A 15,880-nucleotide genomic window follows, 5' to 3' on the forward strand; every position below is an offset into this window, starting at 1 on the left:
CGAAGCGCTGCCGAACGGAGCGTCAGCGACGTTCCTCGCTCGCGAGTGTCCGGCGCGGAGCGTCGGCGCGAGCGTGCGAGACACTCCTCAAGAGAAAGCGTTCTCGAAGCCGAGGCTGCGGGCGATGATGCCGAGCTGGACCTCGGTCGAGCCCTCGCCGATCGTGAGGATGCGCGCGTCGCGGTAGTGCCGCGCGACCGGGCTCTCGTTCATGAAGCCGTAGCCGCCGAAGATCTGGGTGGCGTCGGCGGCGTTGTCCATGGCCGCCTCGGAGCCGATGAGCTTCGCGAGCGACGCCTGGGTCGTGAACGGCAGGCCCGCGTCGATCCGGCGGGCGGCGTCGTGCATGACGGCGCGGGCCGCGGCCACGCGGGCCTGCATCCGGGCGATCGTGAACGCGATGTGCTGGTTGTCGCCGATCGGCTTGCCGAACACCACCCGCTTCTTCGCGTACCGCACCGCCTCCTCGAGGCAGCCCTGCGCCGCGCCCACGCACAGCGCCGCGAACGCCACGCGCCCCTCGTCGAGGATGCTCAGGAAGTTCGAGAACCCGCGGCCGCGCTCGCCGAGCAGGTTCTCCTCGGGCACCCGCACGCCGTCGAACACAAGGGGATGCGTGTCGGACGTGTGCCAGCCGACCTTGTCGTACGCGGGCAGCGCCGTGAATCCCGGCGTCGGCACGGGCACGATGATCGACGAGAGCTCCGGCCGGCGCGTGCCGTCCTGGGCGCGGCGCTCCCCCGTCACGGCGGTCACCGTGACGACGCTCGTGATGGGCGTTCCGGAGTTCGTGATGAACTGCTTGGTCCCGTCGATCGTCCACCAGCCGTCCTGGAGCGTCGCCGTCGTCTGCGTCGCGCCCGCGTCCGATCCCGCCTCGGCCTCCGTGAGACCGAACGCCGCCAGGTTCTCGCCCCGCGCGAGCGGCGGCAGGTACGCCCGGCGCTGCTCCTCGGTGCCGAAGCGGTAGATCGGCATCGCCCCGAGGCCGAGACCGGCCTCGAGCGTCACCGCGATCGACTGGTCCACGCGCGCGAGCTGCTCGACCGCGATGCACAGGTGCAGGTAGGTCTTGCCCTGGCCGTCGTACTCCTCCGAGATCGGCAGGCCGAACAGGCCCATCCGCCCCATCTCGGCGATGATCTCGAGCGGCAGGCGCCGCTCGGTGTCGTACCGGTACGCCGCGGGGGCGACGACGTCATCCGCGAAGGCGCGCACGCGGTGCGCGAGCTCCTGCAGCTCGGGCTCGAGCATCTCGGTGCCGGGGACCGGCGTCCGGGTGGGCGTGACGATCGACATCGTCGTCTCCTTTCACGGGGCGGGGCTCGTGGCCCCGCGGGCTTCGCGCGCGAGGATGGCGCGCGCGTGTCTGAGGACCGGCTCGTCGACCATGCGCCCTCGGAAGCGGAAGACGCCGCGGCCCTCGGCCAGGCGTGCCTCGGCGAGCAGGTCGTGCGCCCACGCGATCTCGTCGTCCGATGGCGCGAAGGCCTCCCGGATGGGCGCGACGTGCGACGGATGGATCGCGGCCTTCGCGCCGAACCCGCTCGCCGCCGCGTCCTCGGCCTCGGCGCGGCAGCCGTCGACGTCGGCGATGTCGAGGTGGACCGCGTCGATCGCGGTCTTCCCCGCCGCGCCCGCGGCGAGGAGCACGGTCGACCGCGCGTGCAGCGCGACGGCGCGGTAGGCGCCCGCCCGGTCGCGGCTCGAGGTGCCGCCGAGCGACGCCACGAGGTCCTCGGCGCCCCACATGAGCGCGACGACGCGGGGATGCGCCGCGATCGCGGCCGCGTTCACCACGCCCGCCGCGGTCTCGCACAGCGCCACGACGTCGAGGTCACCCAGCGCGTCCACGTCGTCGGCGCCCTCGGTCTTGGCGAGCATCACGACGCGGTAGGGCGAGCGGCGCACGGCCGCAAGGTCGTCGGCGAGCAGACCCGAGCGCGCGTCGTTCACCCGCACGATCGTGCGCGCGGGGTCGAGTGCCGAGGCGACGACCGCGGCGCGCGCGGCCTGCTTCGCCTCCGGCGCGACGGCGTCCTCGAGGTCCAGCACGACCGCGTCGGCCCGTTCGGCCGCCTTCCCGAACCGGTCGGGGCGGTCCCCCGGACAGAACAGGATGGCCGGGCCCATGTCGAAGCTCACACCGGCCTCCCCTGCATCAGCACGGCGCGCACGGCGCGGGCCACGATCACGCCGTCCTGATTGCGGCCGATGTGCTCGAGCGTGACGATCCCCTGCCCCGGGCGCGACCGGGACGCGCGGGTCTCGACCACGCGCGTCTCGCCGTAGAGCGTGTCGCCGTGGCGCATGGGCGCCGGGAACTCGACCAGCGAGAAGCCGAGGTTGGCGACGATCGTGCCGTTCGTGAGCTGCCCGGTGGACATCCCGACGATCGTCGCGAGGGTCATCATCGAGTTGACGAGCCGCTCGCCGAACTCCGTCTGCGCGGCCCAGTGCGCGTCGAGGTGCAGGGCCTGCGAGTTCATCGTGAGCGTCGTGAACAGGACGTCGTCGGCCTCGGTGAGCGTGCGCCCGGGGCGATGCTCGTAGACGACGCCGGTCTCGAACTCCTCGAACCACAGCCCCCGCTGGGTGATGCGGCGTTCCTCGCTCATGACGCCTCCTCTCTCGCCGCAATGGTGGCGAGCTGCTGCCCGCGCGCGACGGCCTGTCCGAGCACGGCCGCGAGGCTGACGACGCCCGCGATCGGCGCCCGCAGCACGTGCTCCATCTTCATCGCCTCGACGCTCACGACCGCGGCTCCCTCCTCCACCGACGCGCCGTCGTCGACGTGCACGGCCACCACGGTGCCCGGCATGGGCGAGGCGAGTCCGGGGGACGTCTCCCGACGCGCGCGGCGCGCGGGCGCGGGTCGGACGACACGATGATCCCCGTCCGGGCCCGTCACCCACAGGGCGCTGCCGTCAGGCTCGGCGAGGACCCGGATGCCCTCGAGCTCGGAGAGCCGCACCTCCCGTGACGTCCCCGCGCGCTCGACGGTGGCGGTGCGACCGTCGCCGGAGAGCGTCACGGTCACACGCTCGTCGCCGTCGACGTAGCGCAGCACCGCCCCGCGGGCGCCCGACACGCGCCACCCGTCGGCCCGCCACGGCCCCGTGACGGCGGGGACGTCGTGCAGCGCGCACGCCGCGAACGCCGCGTCGGGCACGGGGTCGCCCGCGAGCGCCGGGGCCTCGCGGTCCACCAGTCCGGTGTCCAGATCGCCCGCCACGACCGCGGGCACCGCGAGCAGGCTGCGCAGGAACCGGACGTTCGTCACGACGCCCGGCAGGTGCGTGTCGGCCAGCGCGTCGGCGAGGGCGGCGACCGCCTGCCGGCGCGTGGCGGCGTGCGCGACGACCTTGGCGAGCATCGGGTCGTAGTGGGCGCCCACGACCGTGCCGGCCTCGACGCCCGCGTCCACGCGCACGCCGCGCGGCCACCTCACGTCGATCAGGCGCCCGCCGGTCGGCAGGAAGCCCGCCGCCGGGTCCTCGGCGTAGATCCGCGCCTCGATCGCGTGCCCGTCGGGACGGATGTCCTCCTGCGCGATCGCCAGCCGCTCCCCCGCGGCCACGCGCAGCTGCTGCTCGACGAGATCGACGCCCGTGACGAGCTCCGTGACCGGATGCTCCACCTGCAGGCGGGTGTTCATCTCCATGAAGAACGACTCGTCCGGGCGCGCACCCGACACGATGAACTCGACCGTGCCCGCGCCCGTGTACCCGACCGCGCGCGCCGTCTCGCACGCGGCCCGGCCGATCGCCTCGCGCTGGGACGCATCCAGCAGCGGGCTCGGCGCCTCCTCGATCACCTTCTGATGCCGGCGCTGCAACGAGCACTCGCGCTCCCCGAGGTGGATGACCGTGCCGTGCGCGTCGGCGAGCACCTGCACCTCGATGTGCCGCGGCTGCGCCACGAAGCGCTCGACGAACAGGGTGTCGTCCCCGAACGCGGCGGCGGCCTCGCGGCGCGCCTGCGCGAGCGCGGCGGGCAGCTCCTCGGGCCGGTCGACGCGGTGCATGCCCTTGCCGCCGCCGCCCGCCGACGGCTTGACCAGCACGGGATAGCCGACGTCCGCGGCGCCCGCGACGAGCGCGGCGTCGTCGAGGCCGGGACGCGCGATTCCCGGCACCGTCGCGACGCCGCGGGACTCGACCGCGGCCCGCGCGCGGATCTTGTCGCCCATGGTCTCGATCGCGGACGGCGGCGGCCCGATGAACACCAGGCCCGCGTCGGCGCACGCGCGCGCGAACGCGGCGTTCTCGGAGAGGAAGCCGTACCCGGGATGCACCGCCTGGGCGCCCGCGGCGAGCGCCGCCGCGATGACGGCGCCGCCGTCGAGGTAGGAGCGGCGGGCGTCGGCGGGGCCGATCCGCAGCGCCGTGGTCGCGGCGCGCACGTGCGGCGCGTCCGCATCCGCGTCCGAGTAGACGGCGACGGACGCGATGCCCATCCGGTCGAGCGTGCGGATGATCCGGAGCGCGATCTCGCCCCGGTTGGCGATGAGGACGGTGTCGAACATCGCGGTCACATCCGGAACACGCCGTAGCGGATGTCGGGCAGCGGCGCCTGTCCGACGACGTCGAGCGCGAGCCCGAGCACGCGGCGGGTGTCGGCGGGGTCGATGACGCCGTCGTCCCACAGTCGCGCCGTGGAGTAGTACGGCGATCCCTGCTCCTCGTACCGGGCGCGGATGGGATCCTCGAACGCCTGCTGCTCGGCCTCGCTCCACTGCCCGCCGTCGGCCTCGATCTGCTCCCGCTTGACGGTGGACAGCACGCGCGCGGCCTGCGCGCCTCCCATCACCGACACGCGCGCGTTGGGCCACAGCCACAGGAAGCGCGGATCGTACGCGCGCCCGCACATCGAGTACGTGCCCGCCCCGAAGGATCCGCCGACCACGACCGTGAGCTTGGGGACCCGGGCGCACGAGACGGCCGTGACCATCTTGGCGCCGTGCTTCGCGATCCCCCCGCGCTCGTACTCGGCGCCGACCATGAAGCCCGTGATGTTCTGCAGGAACACCAGCGGCACGCCTCGCTGATCGCACAGCTCGATGAAGTGCGCGCCCTTCTGCGCGCTCTCGGAGAACAGCACGCCGTTGTTGGCGACGATGCCCACCGGGTGGCCGTGGATGCGCGCGAACCCGGTGACGAGCGTGGTGCCGAAGCCGGCCTTGAACTCGTGGAACGCGCTGCCGTCGACCAGCCGGGCGATGATCTCGTGCACGTCGTACGGGGTCTGCAGGTCGACGGGGATCGCCGCGGCCAGCGTGCCGGGATCCACGAGCGGCTCCTCCGCGGGCAGCACGTCCCAGGGCGGCGCCGGGCTGGGCGGGAGCGTGGCGACGATGTCGCGCACGATGCCGAGGGCGTGCTCGTCCGACTCCGCCAGGTGGTCGGCGACGCCCGACACGGTCGCGTGCAGCTCGCCGCCGCCGAGCTCCTCGGCCGTCACGACCTCGCCGGTCGCGGCCTTCACGAGCGGCGGGCCGCCGAGGAAGATCGTGCCCTGCTCCGCGACGATGACGGTCTCGTCGCTCATGGCCGGGACGTAAGCGCCGCCGGCGGTGGAGGATCCCATCACGCACGCGATCTGCGGGATCCCGTCGGCGCTCATGGTCGCCTGGTTGTGGAAGATGCGGCCGAAGTGCTCGCGATCGGGGAACACCTCGTCCTGCATCGGAAGGAACGCGCCGCCGGAGTCGACCAGGCTGATGCACGGCAGCCGGTTCTCGCGGGCGACCTGCTGCGCGCGCAGATGCTTCTTGACCGTGAGCGGATAGTAGGTGCCGCCCTTCACGGTCGCGTCGTTCGCGATGATCATGCAGCGGCGGCCCGACACGAGCCCGACGCCGGTGATGATGCCGGCGGCGGGCGCCTCGTCGCCGTACAGCCCGTTCGCCGCGAGCGGCGAGAGCTCGAGGAACGGGCTGCCGGGATCCAGCAGCAGGTCGACGCGCTCGCGCGGCAGCAGCTTGCCCCGTGCCGCGTGCCGCTCTCGCGCGCGGGCGGGTCCGCCGAGCGCGGTCGCGCGCAGCCGCTCGCGCAGCTCCTCGACGAGCCCGCGCATGGCCTCGGCACGGGCGGTCGCCTCCGCGCCGCCGGGGTCGACCTGCGTCGTCAGCCGCTCCATCGCCGCCCTCCCGTCGCCATCCGCGTTCGTCCCCCGTCAGCCCCGCGCGAGCGCGAGGGCCGGCCGCTCGAGCATCCGGCCCACGTCGCGCAGGAACACGCTCGCCTCGCGCCCGTCGATCACGCGGTGGTCGAACGACACCGTGAGGGTCATGACCTCGCGGAGCGCGATCCCGCCGTCGTGCTCCCACGGCAGCCGGCGGACGGCGCCGAGCGCCACGATCGCGGACTGTCCGGGCGTGAGGATCGGGATGCCGCCGTCGACGCCGAAGACGCCCACGTTCGAGACGGTCAGGGTCGACGAGGTGAGCGCCGCGACGCCGATCGATCCGTCGCGCGCCTCGCTCGCGCGCGCGGCGATCGCCTCGGCGAGCTCGGTCGCGTCGAGGCGGTCCGCGTCGTCCACGCTCGCCACGACCAGCCCCCGCTCGGTCGCGACCGCGATGCCGAGGTTGATCCGGCCGTGGTACTCGATCTCCTCCTCGTCGGCGTGGAACGTCGCGTTGACGCCGGGCGTTCGCTTCGCCGCCAGGAGGATCGCCCGGCACGCCAGCGAGAGGAGCGTCGGCGACGGCGCGCCGTCATCCGCCAGATCGCGGGCGAGCCGCAGGGTCTCGGTCACGTCCGCCTGGAGGAAGCACGCGGCGTGCGGCACCGCGAGCGCGGCGGTCATGGCCTTCGCCGTCTGCTTGCGCAGGCCGCTCACCCGCTCCCGCCGGGAGGCGGGTGCCGCCGGACCGGCTGCCGAGCGCTCGAGGTCCTCGCGGGTGATCAGGCCGCCCTCTCCCGTCGGGACGACCGCCGCGAGATCGATGCCGCGCTCCTTCGCGAGCCGCCGCACCGGCGGGAAGGCGCGCACACGGCGCCGCTCCTGACGCACGAACGGCGTCTGCTCGAACGTGCGCGCGGCGCGCTTCGGCCGTCGCCCGTCGGCGACCTGCACGGATCCCACGAGCATGGCCACGCGCTCCGCGGCCGGCTCGCCCTGCTCCTTCGGCGACGGGGACGACTCCGCCGGCCCGGGCTCGGCGGGCTCGGGCGATGCGGGCTCGGGCACGGCGGGCTCGGGCTCGGCGGCGGGCGCCGGTGCGCCGCCGGGCGCGAACGGGCCGCCCGCCCCCTCGACGTCGTATTCGACGAGCGGGGCGCCCACCTCCACGGTGTCGCCCTCGGCCGCATGGAGCCGGCGGATCACGCCCGCGTACGGGCTCGGCAGGTCCACGACCGCCTTGGCGGTCTCGACCTCGGCGATGACCTGGTTGAGGGCGACCTCGTCCCCCTCGGCGACCTTCCAGCTCACGATCTCGCTCTCCGTGAGCCCCTCGCCGAGGTCGGGCAGCCGGAACACGACGCTCATGGTGCGCTCCCTTCGAGCAGCTCGTGCGACGAACGCCGCCCGAGCGTCCGGTCGACCGCGTCGAGGATGCGGTCGAGGCCCGGCAGGTAGTGCGACTCGATCGCGGAGGGCGGGTACGGGGTGTCGTATCCCGTGACCCGCTCGGGCGGCGCCTCCAGCGCCGCGAAGGCGCGCTCGACCACGCTCGTGATGAGCTCGCTCGCGACGGACGCCTCGGCGGGCGCCTCGTGCGCCACCACGAGCCGCCCCGTGCGCTCGACGCTCGCGACGACCGCGTCGACGTCCAGCGGCGAGATCGAGCGCAGGTCGACCACCTCGATCTCGATCCCCTCGTCGAGCGCCGCGGTGGCGGCCTCGAGCGCCGTCTGCACGAGCGGGCCGTACACCGCCAGCGTGACGTCGCGCCCGCGGGTCAGCAGGCGCGCCGATTCCAGGTCGCGCGCGATCGCGACATCCACCTCGCCCTTGGTCCAGTACCGGGCCTTGGGCTCGAGGAACAGCACGGGGTCGTCGCTCGCGATCGCGGCCCGCAGCGTGGAGTACGCCTCCTGCGGATCGGCCGCCGTCACGACGCGCAGTCCGGGGGTGTGCGCGAAGTACGCCTCGGGAGACTCGCCGTGGTGCTCCACGGATCCGATGCCGCCGCCGTACGGGAGCCGGATGGTGAGCGGCATCCGCACCCGCCCGCGCGTGCGGAAGCGGATCCGCGCGACCTGCGCGATGAGCTGGTCGAGCGCCGGCAGCACGAAGCCGTCGAACTGGATCTCGACGACGGGCCGCGCACCGCGGTACGCCATCCCGACGGCCGCGCCGATGATGCCGGACTCCGCGAGCGGCGAGTCGATCACACGATCCGCCCCGAACCGGGCCTGCAGTCCGTCCGTCACCCGGAAGACACCGCCGAGCCGGCCGATGTCCTCGCCGATCAGCACCACGGCCGGGTCGGTCTCGAGCGCGTCGCTCAGCGCGCGGCCGACCGCGCGGCCGAGCGTGAGCGTCTCGGCGGTCATCGCAGCCCCTCCACGCTCGCCGTGAAGGCCCGGTGCTGCGCACGCTGGCGCTCGAGGCGGCGGGTGGGCTCCACGTAGACGTGGTCGAACATCGACTCCGGGGCCGGCGCCGCGATCCGGTCGGCCGCGGCCCTCACCTGCGCCGCGATCGCGTCGCAGCGGATCGCCGCCTCCTCGCGGATGCGGTCGACCGGCGCGCCGATCCGCGCCAGGTGCCGCTCGAGGCGGTCGATCGGGTCCTTGGCGCGCCACGCGGCGACCTCGGCGTCGTCCCGGTAGCGGCCCGGATCGTCCGTCGTCGTGTGGGGTCCCATCCGGTAGGTCACGGCCTCGACGAACGTCGGGCCACCGCCGGTACGCGCCCGCTCGGCGGCGATGCGCACGGCCGCGAGGACGGCGAGCACGTCGTTGCCGTCCACGCGCAGCGCGGGGATGCCGAATCCGGTCGCCCGCAGCGCGAGCGGCGTCCGCGACTGCACGCCGACCGGCTCGGAGATCGCGTACTGGTTGTTCTGGCACAGGAACACGACCGGAGCGCGGAACGAGGCCGCGAACACCATCGCCTCGTTCACGTCCCCCTCGCTCGTGGCGCCGTCGCCGAAGCAGGCCAGCGCGATGTCGTCGCCGCCGTCGCGGCGCGCGGCCATGGCGTAGCCGGTCGCGTGGAGCGTCTGGGCGCCGATGATGATCTGCGACGGCGCGAGGCGCTGGGCGAACGGATCCCAGCCCGACAGGGCAGCGCCCTTCCAGACCGCGAGCACGTCCGCGAGATCGGCTCCGCGCAGGACGGCCAGTGCGTGCTCGCGATACGAGGGGAAGACGAAGTCCTCGTCGCGCAGCGCGCGGAGCGCCCCGACCTGCGCCGCCTCCTGGCCGCGCAGCGGTGGCCACAGCACCAGCGCGCCCTGACGGGTCAGCGCGAAGGCCTCCTCGTCGACGCGGCGCACGACCGACATGTCGACGTACAGGTCGGTGAGGACCGACTCGTCGACGTCGCCGATGCTCTCGTCGAGGAGCGGGGACGCCCTCCGGGAGCCCTCGGGATCCAGCACGCCGAGCGGCGCGTCGAGTCCCTCGATGAGCTCGCTGCGGGGCACGGGCAGGGAGATCGACATCCGCGGAACCTCCTCGTTCGCGCGGCACCTTGTGGGCGCCATTGCCGTCCTGGTCCGGACACGGCACACGCTACGCCCGCGCCGCAGACCGAGCAATGGGATCAGTCAGAACGACGCAGATTGCTCACCAGATCGAGAGCATCCGGACGGATCGCACAGCACAACACCGCCTGGCGGCGTGATCTCGGGGCTTCCCGCACGCTGCCCGACGATCGGCGGGCGCGAATCCGATCAGGCCGAGGTGAAGCCGCTCGTGTCGACGTGGTGCATGGCGCGGGCGGCGTCCGTGATGGATCCCGTCAGCGACGGGTAGGCCGCGAACGCGCGCGCGAGCTGGTCGACCGTGAGGCGGCGCTCGACCGCGATCGACAGTGGGAAGATCAGCTCCGACGCCTTCGGCGCGACGATCACGCCGCCGATCACGGTGCCCGACCCGGTGCGCGCGAACAGCTTCACGAAGCCGTCCTTGACGCCCATCATCTTGGCGCGCGGGTTGGCGGCGAGCGGCAGCATGCACACCTCGCCGTCCGCGGTGCCGTCGTCGATCTGCCGCTCGGTCCAGCCGACCGTCGCGATCTCGGGGTTGGTGAAGATGTTGGAGGCGATCTTGCGCTCCTCGAGCGGGATCGCGGTGTCCCCCATCGCGTGGAAGACCGCCGTGCGGCCCTGCATCGACGCGACCGAGGCCAGCGGCATGAGGGTCGTGCAGTCGCCCGCGGCGTAGATGTTCGGCACGGACGTGCGGCTCACCTTGTTGACGCGGATGTGGCCCGACTCGGTCATCTGCACGCCGGCCTCCTCGAGGCCGATGCCCGCGGTGTTGGGGATCGCGCCGACCGCCATGAGGCAGTGCGATCCCTCGACCGTGCGGCCGTCCGACAGCGTCACCACGACGCCGTCGCCCGTGTTCTCGACCTTCTCGGCGCGCGACTTCGCGAGCAGCTTCATGCCGCCGCGCTTGAACACCTTCTCCAGCACCTTGGCGGCATCCGCGTCCTCGCCAGGGAGCACCTGGTCTCGGCTGGAGACCAGCGTCACCTTGGCGCCGAGGTTCATGTACGCCGAGGCGAACTCCGCACCGGTCACGCCCGAGCCGACCACCACGAGGTGCTCGGGCAGGGTGGTCAGGTTGTACAGCTGCTTCCACGTGAAGATGCGGTCGCCGTCGGGCCGCGCGGCGGGCAGCTCGCGCGGCGTCGCGCCGGTCGAGACGACGATCGTGTCGGCCTCGATGCGGTCGAAGTCGGTGCCGTCGGGACCGGTCGAGACGACGACGGCGTCCTCGCCCTCCAGGCGGCCGTGGCCCGCGATGATCCGGACGCCGGCCTCCAGCAGGCGGCTGCGCATGTCCTCGGACTGCTGGCCCGCGAGCGCGAGCAGGCGCTTGTTGATCGCGAGCAGGTTGATGGCGATCTCGGGCTTGAGCGGCTTGCCTGTGTCGCCCTTCGCGTAGAACTGGACGCCGAGGTCGCCGGCCTCGGCGATCGCGAGCGCCGCGTCGGCCGTCGCGATCAGGGTCTTCGACGGCACGACGTCGCTGATGACGGCCGATCCGCCGATGCCCGCACGCTCGACGACGGTGACGTCGGCTCCGAGCTGGGCGCTGGCGAGGGCGGCCTCGTAGCCGCCCGGCCCTCCGCCGAGGATCGCGATGCGCTGCCTGCGTTCGAAGTCGAAGACCATGCCCCCATTGTTCCCCACGGGCGTCATCCGGGCGAACGACGTGCGGACGACGCGGGAGACCGCGCGCGAGCCGGAAAGCGGGAACCCCGAACTATCGTGGTGCCATGACGAACGCCCATCCGCTGGAGGCCGCGGCCTCCCCCTTCGAGGTCGCCCGGACCGCGGCCTCCGACATCGCGCGCCTGACCGGCGTGGAGCGCCACGACATCGCCGTCACGCTGGGCAGCGGATGGGGCCGGGCCGCCGAGCTGATCGGCGAGACCGTGGCCGAGATCCCCGCGACCGAGGTCACGGGCTTCTCCAAGCCTGCCCTCGAGGGCCACGTCGGCACCATCCGCTCGCTGCGCACGGCCGGCGGCCGCCACGTGCTCGTGATCGGCGCTCGCACCCACTACTACGAGGGCCACGGCGTGCGCCGGGTCGTGCACAGCGTCCGCACCGCGGCCGCGACCGGTGCGACGACGATGGTCCTCACGAACGGCGCGGGCGGCATCCGGGAAACGTGGCGGGCGGGTCAGCCGGTGCTGATCAGCGACCACATCAACCTCACGGCGGACTCGCCGCTCGAGGGCGCGACGTTCATCGACCTCACCGACCTCTACTCGGCGCGGCTGCGCGAGATCGCCCGCTCGGTGGACCCGTCGCTCGACGAGGGCGTGTACTGCCAGTTCCGCGGGCCGCACTACGAGACGCCGGCCGAGGTGCGCATGGCGCGGGCCATCGGCGGCGACATCGTCGGCATGTCGACGGCGCTCGAGGCGATCGCCGCGCGCGAGGCGGGCATGGAGGTGCTGGGCTTCTCGCTCATCACCAACCTCGCCGCCGGCATCTCGCCCGACCCGCTGAGCCACGAGGAGGTCATCGACGCGGGCCGCCAGGCCGAGCCGGTGATCTCCGGGCTCCTCGCGAAGGTCATCGAGCGCCTGTGAGCGCCGCGATGGACGGAGTGCTCGCGCAGGCGCGCGCCTGGCTCGCGCAGGACCCCGACGCCCAGACGCGCGACGAGCTGGACGGCCTGATCGAACGCGCGGAGGCCGGCGACGCCGACGCCGCGGACGAGCTCGCGGACCGCTTCGACGGCCGCCTGCAGTTCGGCACGGCGGGACTGCGCGGCGCGCTCGGCGCCGGCAGCAACCGGATGAACCGCGTGCTCGTGGCGCAGGCCGCGGCCGGATTCGCCGAGTTCCTCCGCGAGCGCGACACCGAGGGCGCCCCCACCGTGGTCATCGGCTACGACGGCCGGCGCAACTCCGACGTGTTCGCGCGCGACTCCGCCGAGATCTTCGCGGGCGCGGGGCTGCGGGCCATCCTGCTTCCGCGTCGCCTGCCCACGCCGGTCCTGGCGTTCGCGGTGCGCCACCTCGGTGCAGACGCGGGCGTCATGGTGACCGCGAGCCACAACCCGCCGAACGACAACGGCTACAAGGTGTACCTCGGCGGGCGCGACGAGGGCGCGCAGATCGTGGCGCCGTCCGACGCGTCGATCGCGGCCTGCATCCGCCGGGTCGCCGACGGCACGCCCGTCACGGAGCTGCCGCGCTCGACCGACTACGAGATCGCGGACGACGCCGTCGTCGAGGCGTACGTCGCCGCGACGGCCGCGGTCGGTCCCGCCCCCGAGGGCGCGGCCGGCACCCGCTGGGTGTACACGGCCATGCACGGGGTGGGCTGGGAGACGTTCGCGCGCGTGCTCGAGGCAGCCGGCTACCCGGCCCCGACGGTCGTGGCCGAGCAGATCGAGCCCGACGGCGCGTTCCCGACCGTGGCGTTCCCGAACCCCGAGGAGCCGGGAGCCATGGACCTGGCCTTCGCGACCGCGCGCGCGGCCGACGCGGAGTTCGTGATCGCCCACGACCCGGATGCCGACCGCCTGGCCGTGGCCATCCCCGTCCCGGCCGGCGAGGGCGAGGGCGGATGGCGCCGCCTCACCGGCAACGAGGTGGGGCTCCTCCTGGGGCGCCGCGCCGCGCGGGCGCACGCGGGCGAGCCCGGCGCGTCCCTGGCGTGCTCGCTCGTCTCCTCGCCCGGGCTGGGCGCCCTGGCGGAGAAGCACGGGCTCGGCTTCCACGAGACGCTCACGGGGTTCAAGTGGATCTCGCGTGCGCCGGGCCTGGTCTTCGGCTACGAGGAGGCCCTGGGCTACCTCGTCAACCCCGGCACGGTGCGCGACAAGGACGGCATCTCGGCGTCCGTCGCGTTCCTCCAGCTCGCCGCGGAGGCGCGCGGGCAGGGGCGGACGATCGCCGATGCGCTCGACGACCTGACGGCCGAGATCGGCTTCTACGCGAGCGGGCAGGTGTCGGTGCGCGTCGACGACGTCTCGGTGATCGCGTCCATCATGGCGACGCTGCGCGCCGAGCCGCCGGCCGCGTTCGGCGAGCGCTCCGTGACCGAGGCGACGGACCTGCTGCAGGACCCCGCACGGCTGGGCGGGGACGTGCTGCGCTACGGCCTGGACGACGGCTCGCGCGTGATCGTGCGGCCGAGCGGCACCGAGCCGAAGCTCAAGGTCTACCTCGACGTGCGCGGCGAATCGGCGGCGGACTCGGCCGCGCGCCTCGCGGCCCTCGAGGCGTCCGTGCGCGAGCTTCTCGACCGCGTGTCCTGAGTCGCCGCCGGCGGCGGGGCGGCCCCCTTGGCGGCCCCGCCGCCGCGACGTACCATGCCCGCAGGAGGACCGGTCCGCGGGGCCGGCGCAGACCGAAGGGATCTGGACATGGGCATGATGATGGACATGATGCAGGCCATGCCGGAGGCGTCGACCTCGGGCATGGACATGGCGATGATGCAGGAGTGCATGGAGGCGTGTTCGGCCGTGAGCATGACCGCGACCATGTGCGCGGACGCGGACATGGGCGAGGACATGGCCACGTGCTCGGCGATGTGCGCCAACATGGCCGACGTCGCCACGGCGACCATGCGCATGATGATGCGCCCGATGGGCTACGACTCGGCCGTCATGCACGCCATGATGACCGCCTGCATGACGATGGGCGAGGCCTGCGCGGCGGAGTGCCGCATGCACGCCGAGATGCACGAGCACTGCCGCATCTGCGCCATGGCGTGCGAGGCGATGGTCGAGACCTGCCGCAAGGCGATGGCCTCGATGTCGATGGCCTGATCTCGTCAGGCCGCGCGCTCAGCGGCGGCGGGCGCGGATCAGCTCGCCGCCGACGGCCAGCACCTCGGCGACCGGGTGGAAGGCCACCGGCTCCCCCGCGCCGAGGCGCACGCGCGCGTCCAGGAGGATCCGCTCCCCCGCGAGCGTGACGAGCGCGACGCCGTCCGCATCCGCGCACATCGCGAGCGCGTCGATCCACGCGCTCGGCCATGCCGAGACCACGGCGCGCTGCATCGGCAGCACTTCCCGGATCACGTTGTCGCTCATGCCCCCACGGTAGGTTCGACGCCGCGCCGGTGTCACGCGGCCCGTCACACGCCGTCACAGACTGGGGCGCCCCGCCAACCCGCGGTGCTTCGCCGAGCCCGCGGTTGATCGACCGCGGGCTCGCCGGATGAGCGCGGGTTCGGCGACATGTCGTCCACAGCCCCGCGAAAGGGCGGGTTGTGCGGGTCGGTGCGGCGCGGCCGAACGGCTCCGTGCGCGGAGGAGCAGGCTCGCGCGCATGAACGAGCCTCTCACCGTCTACACCCGCGCCGACCTCGAGGAACTCGGGATGACCGATCGCGCGATACGGAAGGCCGTGGCCGAGAGACGCGCGCATCGCATCCGACCCGGTGCCTTCGTGAAGGCCTCGGAGTGGCGAGCCGCGCACAGCGAGCAGCGGCAGCGGGCCGGCGCGCAGGCGGCACTCCAGGCCGCGCGGGGCCGTCCCGTCTTCGCGGGCGTCACGGCGGCCGCCGTCCAGGGGCTGCCGCTCTTCCGCGAGCGCGATGACCGCGTTCACGTGCTCGCCGGCGCGAGCCGGGCGGCTGCCGCGAACGCCTTCGTGGTGCGCCACGAGGCGCCGCTCGACGATCAGGATGTCGTCGACTTCGACGGCATGCTCGTCACCTCGCTCGACCGCACGGTGTTCGACCTGATCCGCGTGATGCGCCCGGAAGCGGGGGTCGCCCTCACCGACGCCGCGCTGCGGCTGGTCCCCGTCGAGCATGAGTTCCGCGATCGCCTGCGCGAACGCATCGCGCGCGCGCCGGGCGCACGGGGCATCCGACGGGCGCGGATCGTCGCGGATTTCGCGGATTCACGCGCCGACTCACCCGGAGAGAGCGCGAGCCGATGGTTCCTCCACGTGCTGGGCTTCCGCGTCATCCGGCTCCAGGTGCACTTCCTCGGCCCGGACGGCAGCGACCTGTGGGTCGACTTCGGATTCAAGAAGGGGCACGGCGAATTCGACGGCGCGAGCAAGTACACGGATCCGCACTTCCTTCGCGGGCGGACGCCCGAGCAGGCGCTGATCGACGAGAAGCGGCGCGAGGACTGGCTGCGCGGGATCACGCAGGAGCCCTTCGCCCGCTGGATGGATCGCGACATGCCGAACGCGCGCGCCCTCGGCGCCCGGCTCGCCTCGTTCGGCATCCATCCCGACGAGTGATCGCCGAACCCGCGCTGCT

Annotated in this window: 14 protein-coding genes; 4 read left to right on the forward strand and 10 right to left on the reverse strand. The window is 73.6% G+C overall.

From position 1 onward, the window contains the following. Nucleotides 1-87: 87 nt before the first annotated feature. The 9 genes from ASD19_RS07220 to ASD19_RS07260 form a co-directional block, all read right to left on the reverse strand. Nucleotides 88-1,299, reverse strand: coding sequence for an acyl-CoA dehydrogenase family protein (locus ASD19_RS07220; protein ID WP_055990350.1), 1,212 nt, complete (start codon nucleotides 1,297-1,299; stop codon nucleotides 88-90). Nucleotides 1,300-1,311: 12 nt separating this feature from the next. Further along, nucleotides 1,312-2,145, reverse strand: a complete 834-nt coding sequence (locus ASD19_RS07225) for an HpcH/HpaI aldolase/citrate lyase family protein (protein ID WP_055990353.1) — start codon at nucleotides 2,143-2,145, stop codon at nucleotides 1,312-1,314. Further along, nucleotides 2,142-2,618, reverse strand: coding sequence for a MaoC family dehydratase (locus ASD19_RS07230; RefSeq protein ID WP_055990356.1), 477 nt, complete (start codon nucleotides 2,616-2,618; stop codon nucleotides 2,142-2,144). The genes ASD19_RS07225 and ASD19_RS07230 overlap by 4 nt, the downstream gene beginning before the upstream one ends. Next, entirely contained in the window at nucleotides 2,615-4,528 is a 1,914-nt protein-coding gene (locus ASD19_RS07235) for an acetyl/propionyl/methylcrotonyl-CoA carboxylase subunit alpha (RefSeq protein ID WP_055990670.1), read from the reverse strand. Before ASD19_RS07235 ends, ASD19_RS07230 begins: the two co-directional genes overlap by 4 nt. 5 nt (nucleotides 4,529-4,533) lie before the next feature. Next, nucleotides 4,534-6,141, reverse strand: coding sequence for a carboxyl transferase domain-containing protein (locus ASD19_RS07240; protein WP_055990359.1), 1,608 nt, complete (start codon nucleotides 6,139-6,141; stop codon nucleotides 4,534-4,536). Between the two features lie 36 nt (nucleotides 6,142-6,177). Further along, nucleotides 6,178-7,497 carry a dihydrolipoamide acetyltransferase family protein gene (locus ASD19_RS07245; RefSeq protein ID WP_055990361.1) on the reverse strand — a complete coding sequence of 440 codons (1,320 nt, stop codon included), beginning with the start codon at nucleotides 7,495-7,497 and terminating at the stop codon, nucleotides 6,178-6,180. Beyond that, nucleotides 7,494-8,507 carry an alpha-ketoacid dehydrogenase subunit beta gene (locus ASD19_RS07250; RefSeq protein WP_055990364.1) on the reverse strand — a complete coding sequence of 338 codons (1,014 nt, stop codon included), beginning with the start codon at nucleotides 8,505-8,507 and terminating at the stop codon, nucleotides 7,494-7,496. The genes ASD19_RS07245 and ASD19_RS07250 overlap by 4 nt, the downstream gene beginning before the upstream one ends. Next, nucleotides 8,504-9,622 carry a thiamine pyrophosphate-dependent enzyme gene (locus ASD19_RS07255; RefSeq protein ID WP_055990367.1) on the reverse strand — a complete coding sequence of 373 codons (1,119 nt, stop codon included), beginning with the start codon at nucleotides 9,620-9,622 and terminating at the stop codon, nucleotides 8,504-8,506. Before ASD19_RS07255 ends, ASD19_RS07250 begins: the two co-directional genes overlap by 4 nt. 231 nt (nucleotides 9,623-9,853) lie before the next feature. After that, the gene (locus ASD19_RS07260) at nucleotides 9,854-11,305 is read right to left on the reverse strand and encodes an NAD(P)H-quinone dehydrogenase (protein ID WP_055990370.1); all 1,452 of its coding nucleotides are present in this window, start codon (nucleotides 11,303-11,305) and stop codon (nucleotides 9,854-9,856) included. A 104-nt stretch (nucleotides 11,306-11,409) separates the two neighbouring features. On the opposite strand from ASD19_RS07260, the gene ASD19_RS07265 reads away from it, so the two are divergent. The 3 genes from ASD19_RS07265 (at nucleotide 11,410) to ASD19_RS07275 (ending at nucleotide 14,426) form a co-directional block, all read left to right on the forward strand. Beyond that, nucleotides 11,410-12,234 (forward strand): purine-nucleoside phosphorylase, encoded by an 825-nt coding sequence (locus tag ASD19_RS07265; protein ID WP_055990373.1) that lies wholly within the window; start codon nucleotides 11,410-11,412, stop codon nucleotides 12,232-12,234. Between the two features lie 8 nt (nucleotides 12,235-12,242). Further along, a complete protein-coding gene (locus ASD19_RS07270; RefSeq protein WP_055990376.1) occupies nucleotides 12,243-13,913 on the forward strand; it encodes a phospho-sugar mutase in 1,671 nt (556 codons plus the stop codon). A 108-nt stretch (nucleotides 13,914-14,021) separates the two neighbouring features. Then, complete coding sequence (locus ASD19_RS07275) at nucleotides 14,022-14,426, forward strand: aldehyde dehydrogenase (RefSeq protein WP_268777925.1); 405 nt, start codon at nucleotides 14,022-14,024, stop codon at nucleotides 14,424-14,426. 18 nt (nucleotides 14,427-14,444) lie between these two features. Here the strand turns inward: ASD19_RS07275 and ASD19_RS07280 are convergent, their stop codons facing one another. After that, nucleotides 14,445-14,693: a hypothetical protein gene (locus tag ASD19_RS07280; protein WP_055990379.1), complete on the reverse strand. Its 249-nt coding sequence runs from the start codon at nucleotides 14,691-14,693 to the stop codon at nucleotides 14,445-14,447. 238 nt (nucleotides 14,694-14,931) lie between these two features. On the opposite strand from ASD19_RS07280, the gene ASD19_RS07285 reads away from it, so the two are divergent. Continuing rightward, complete coding sequence (locus tag ASD19_RS07285) at nucleotides 14,932-15,861, forward strand: hypothetical protein (protein ID WP_055990382.1); 930 nt, start codon at nucleotides 14,932-14,934, stop codon at nucleotides 15,859-15,861. Nucleotides 15,862-15,880: the final 19 nt, after the last annotated feature.

The organism is Microbacterium sp. Root53 (genome assembly GCF_001426925.1).
In the GTDB taxonomy this organism is placed as follows: Bacteria; Actinomycetota; Actinomycetes; order Actinomycetales; family Microbacteriaceae; genus Microbacterium.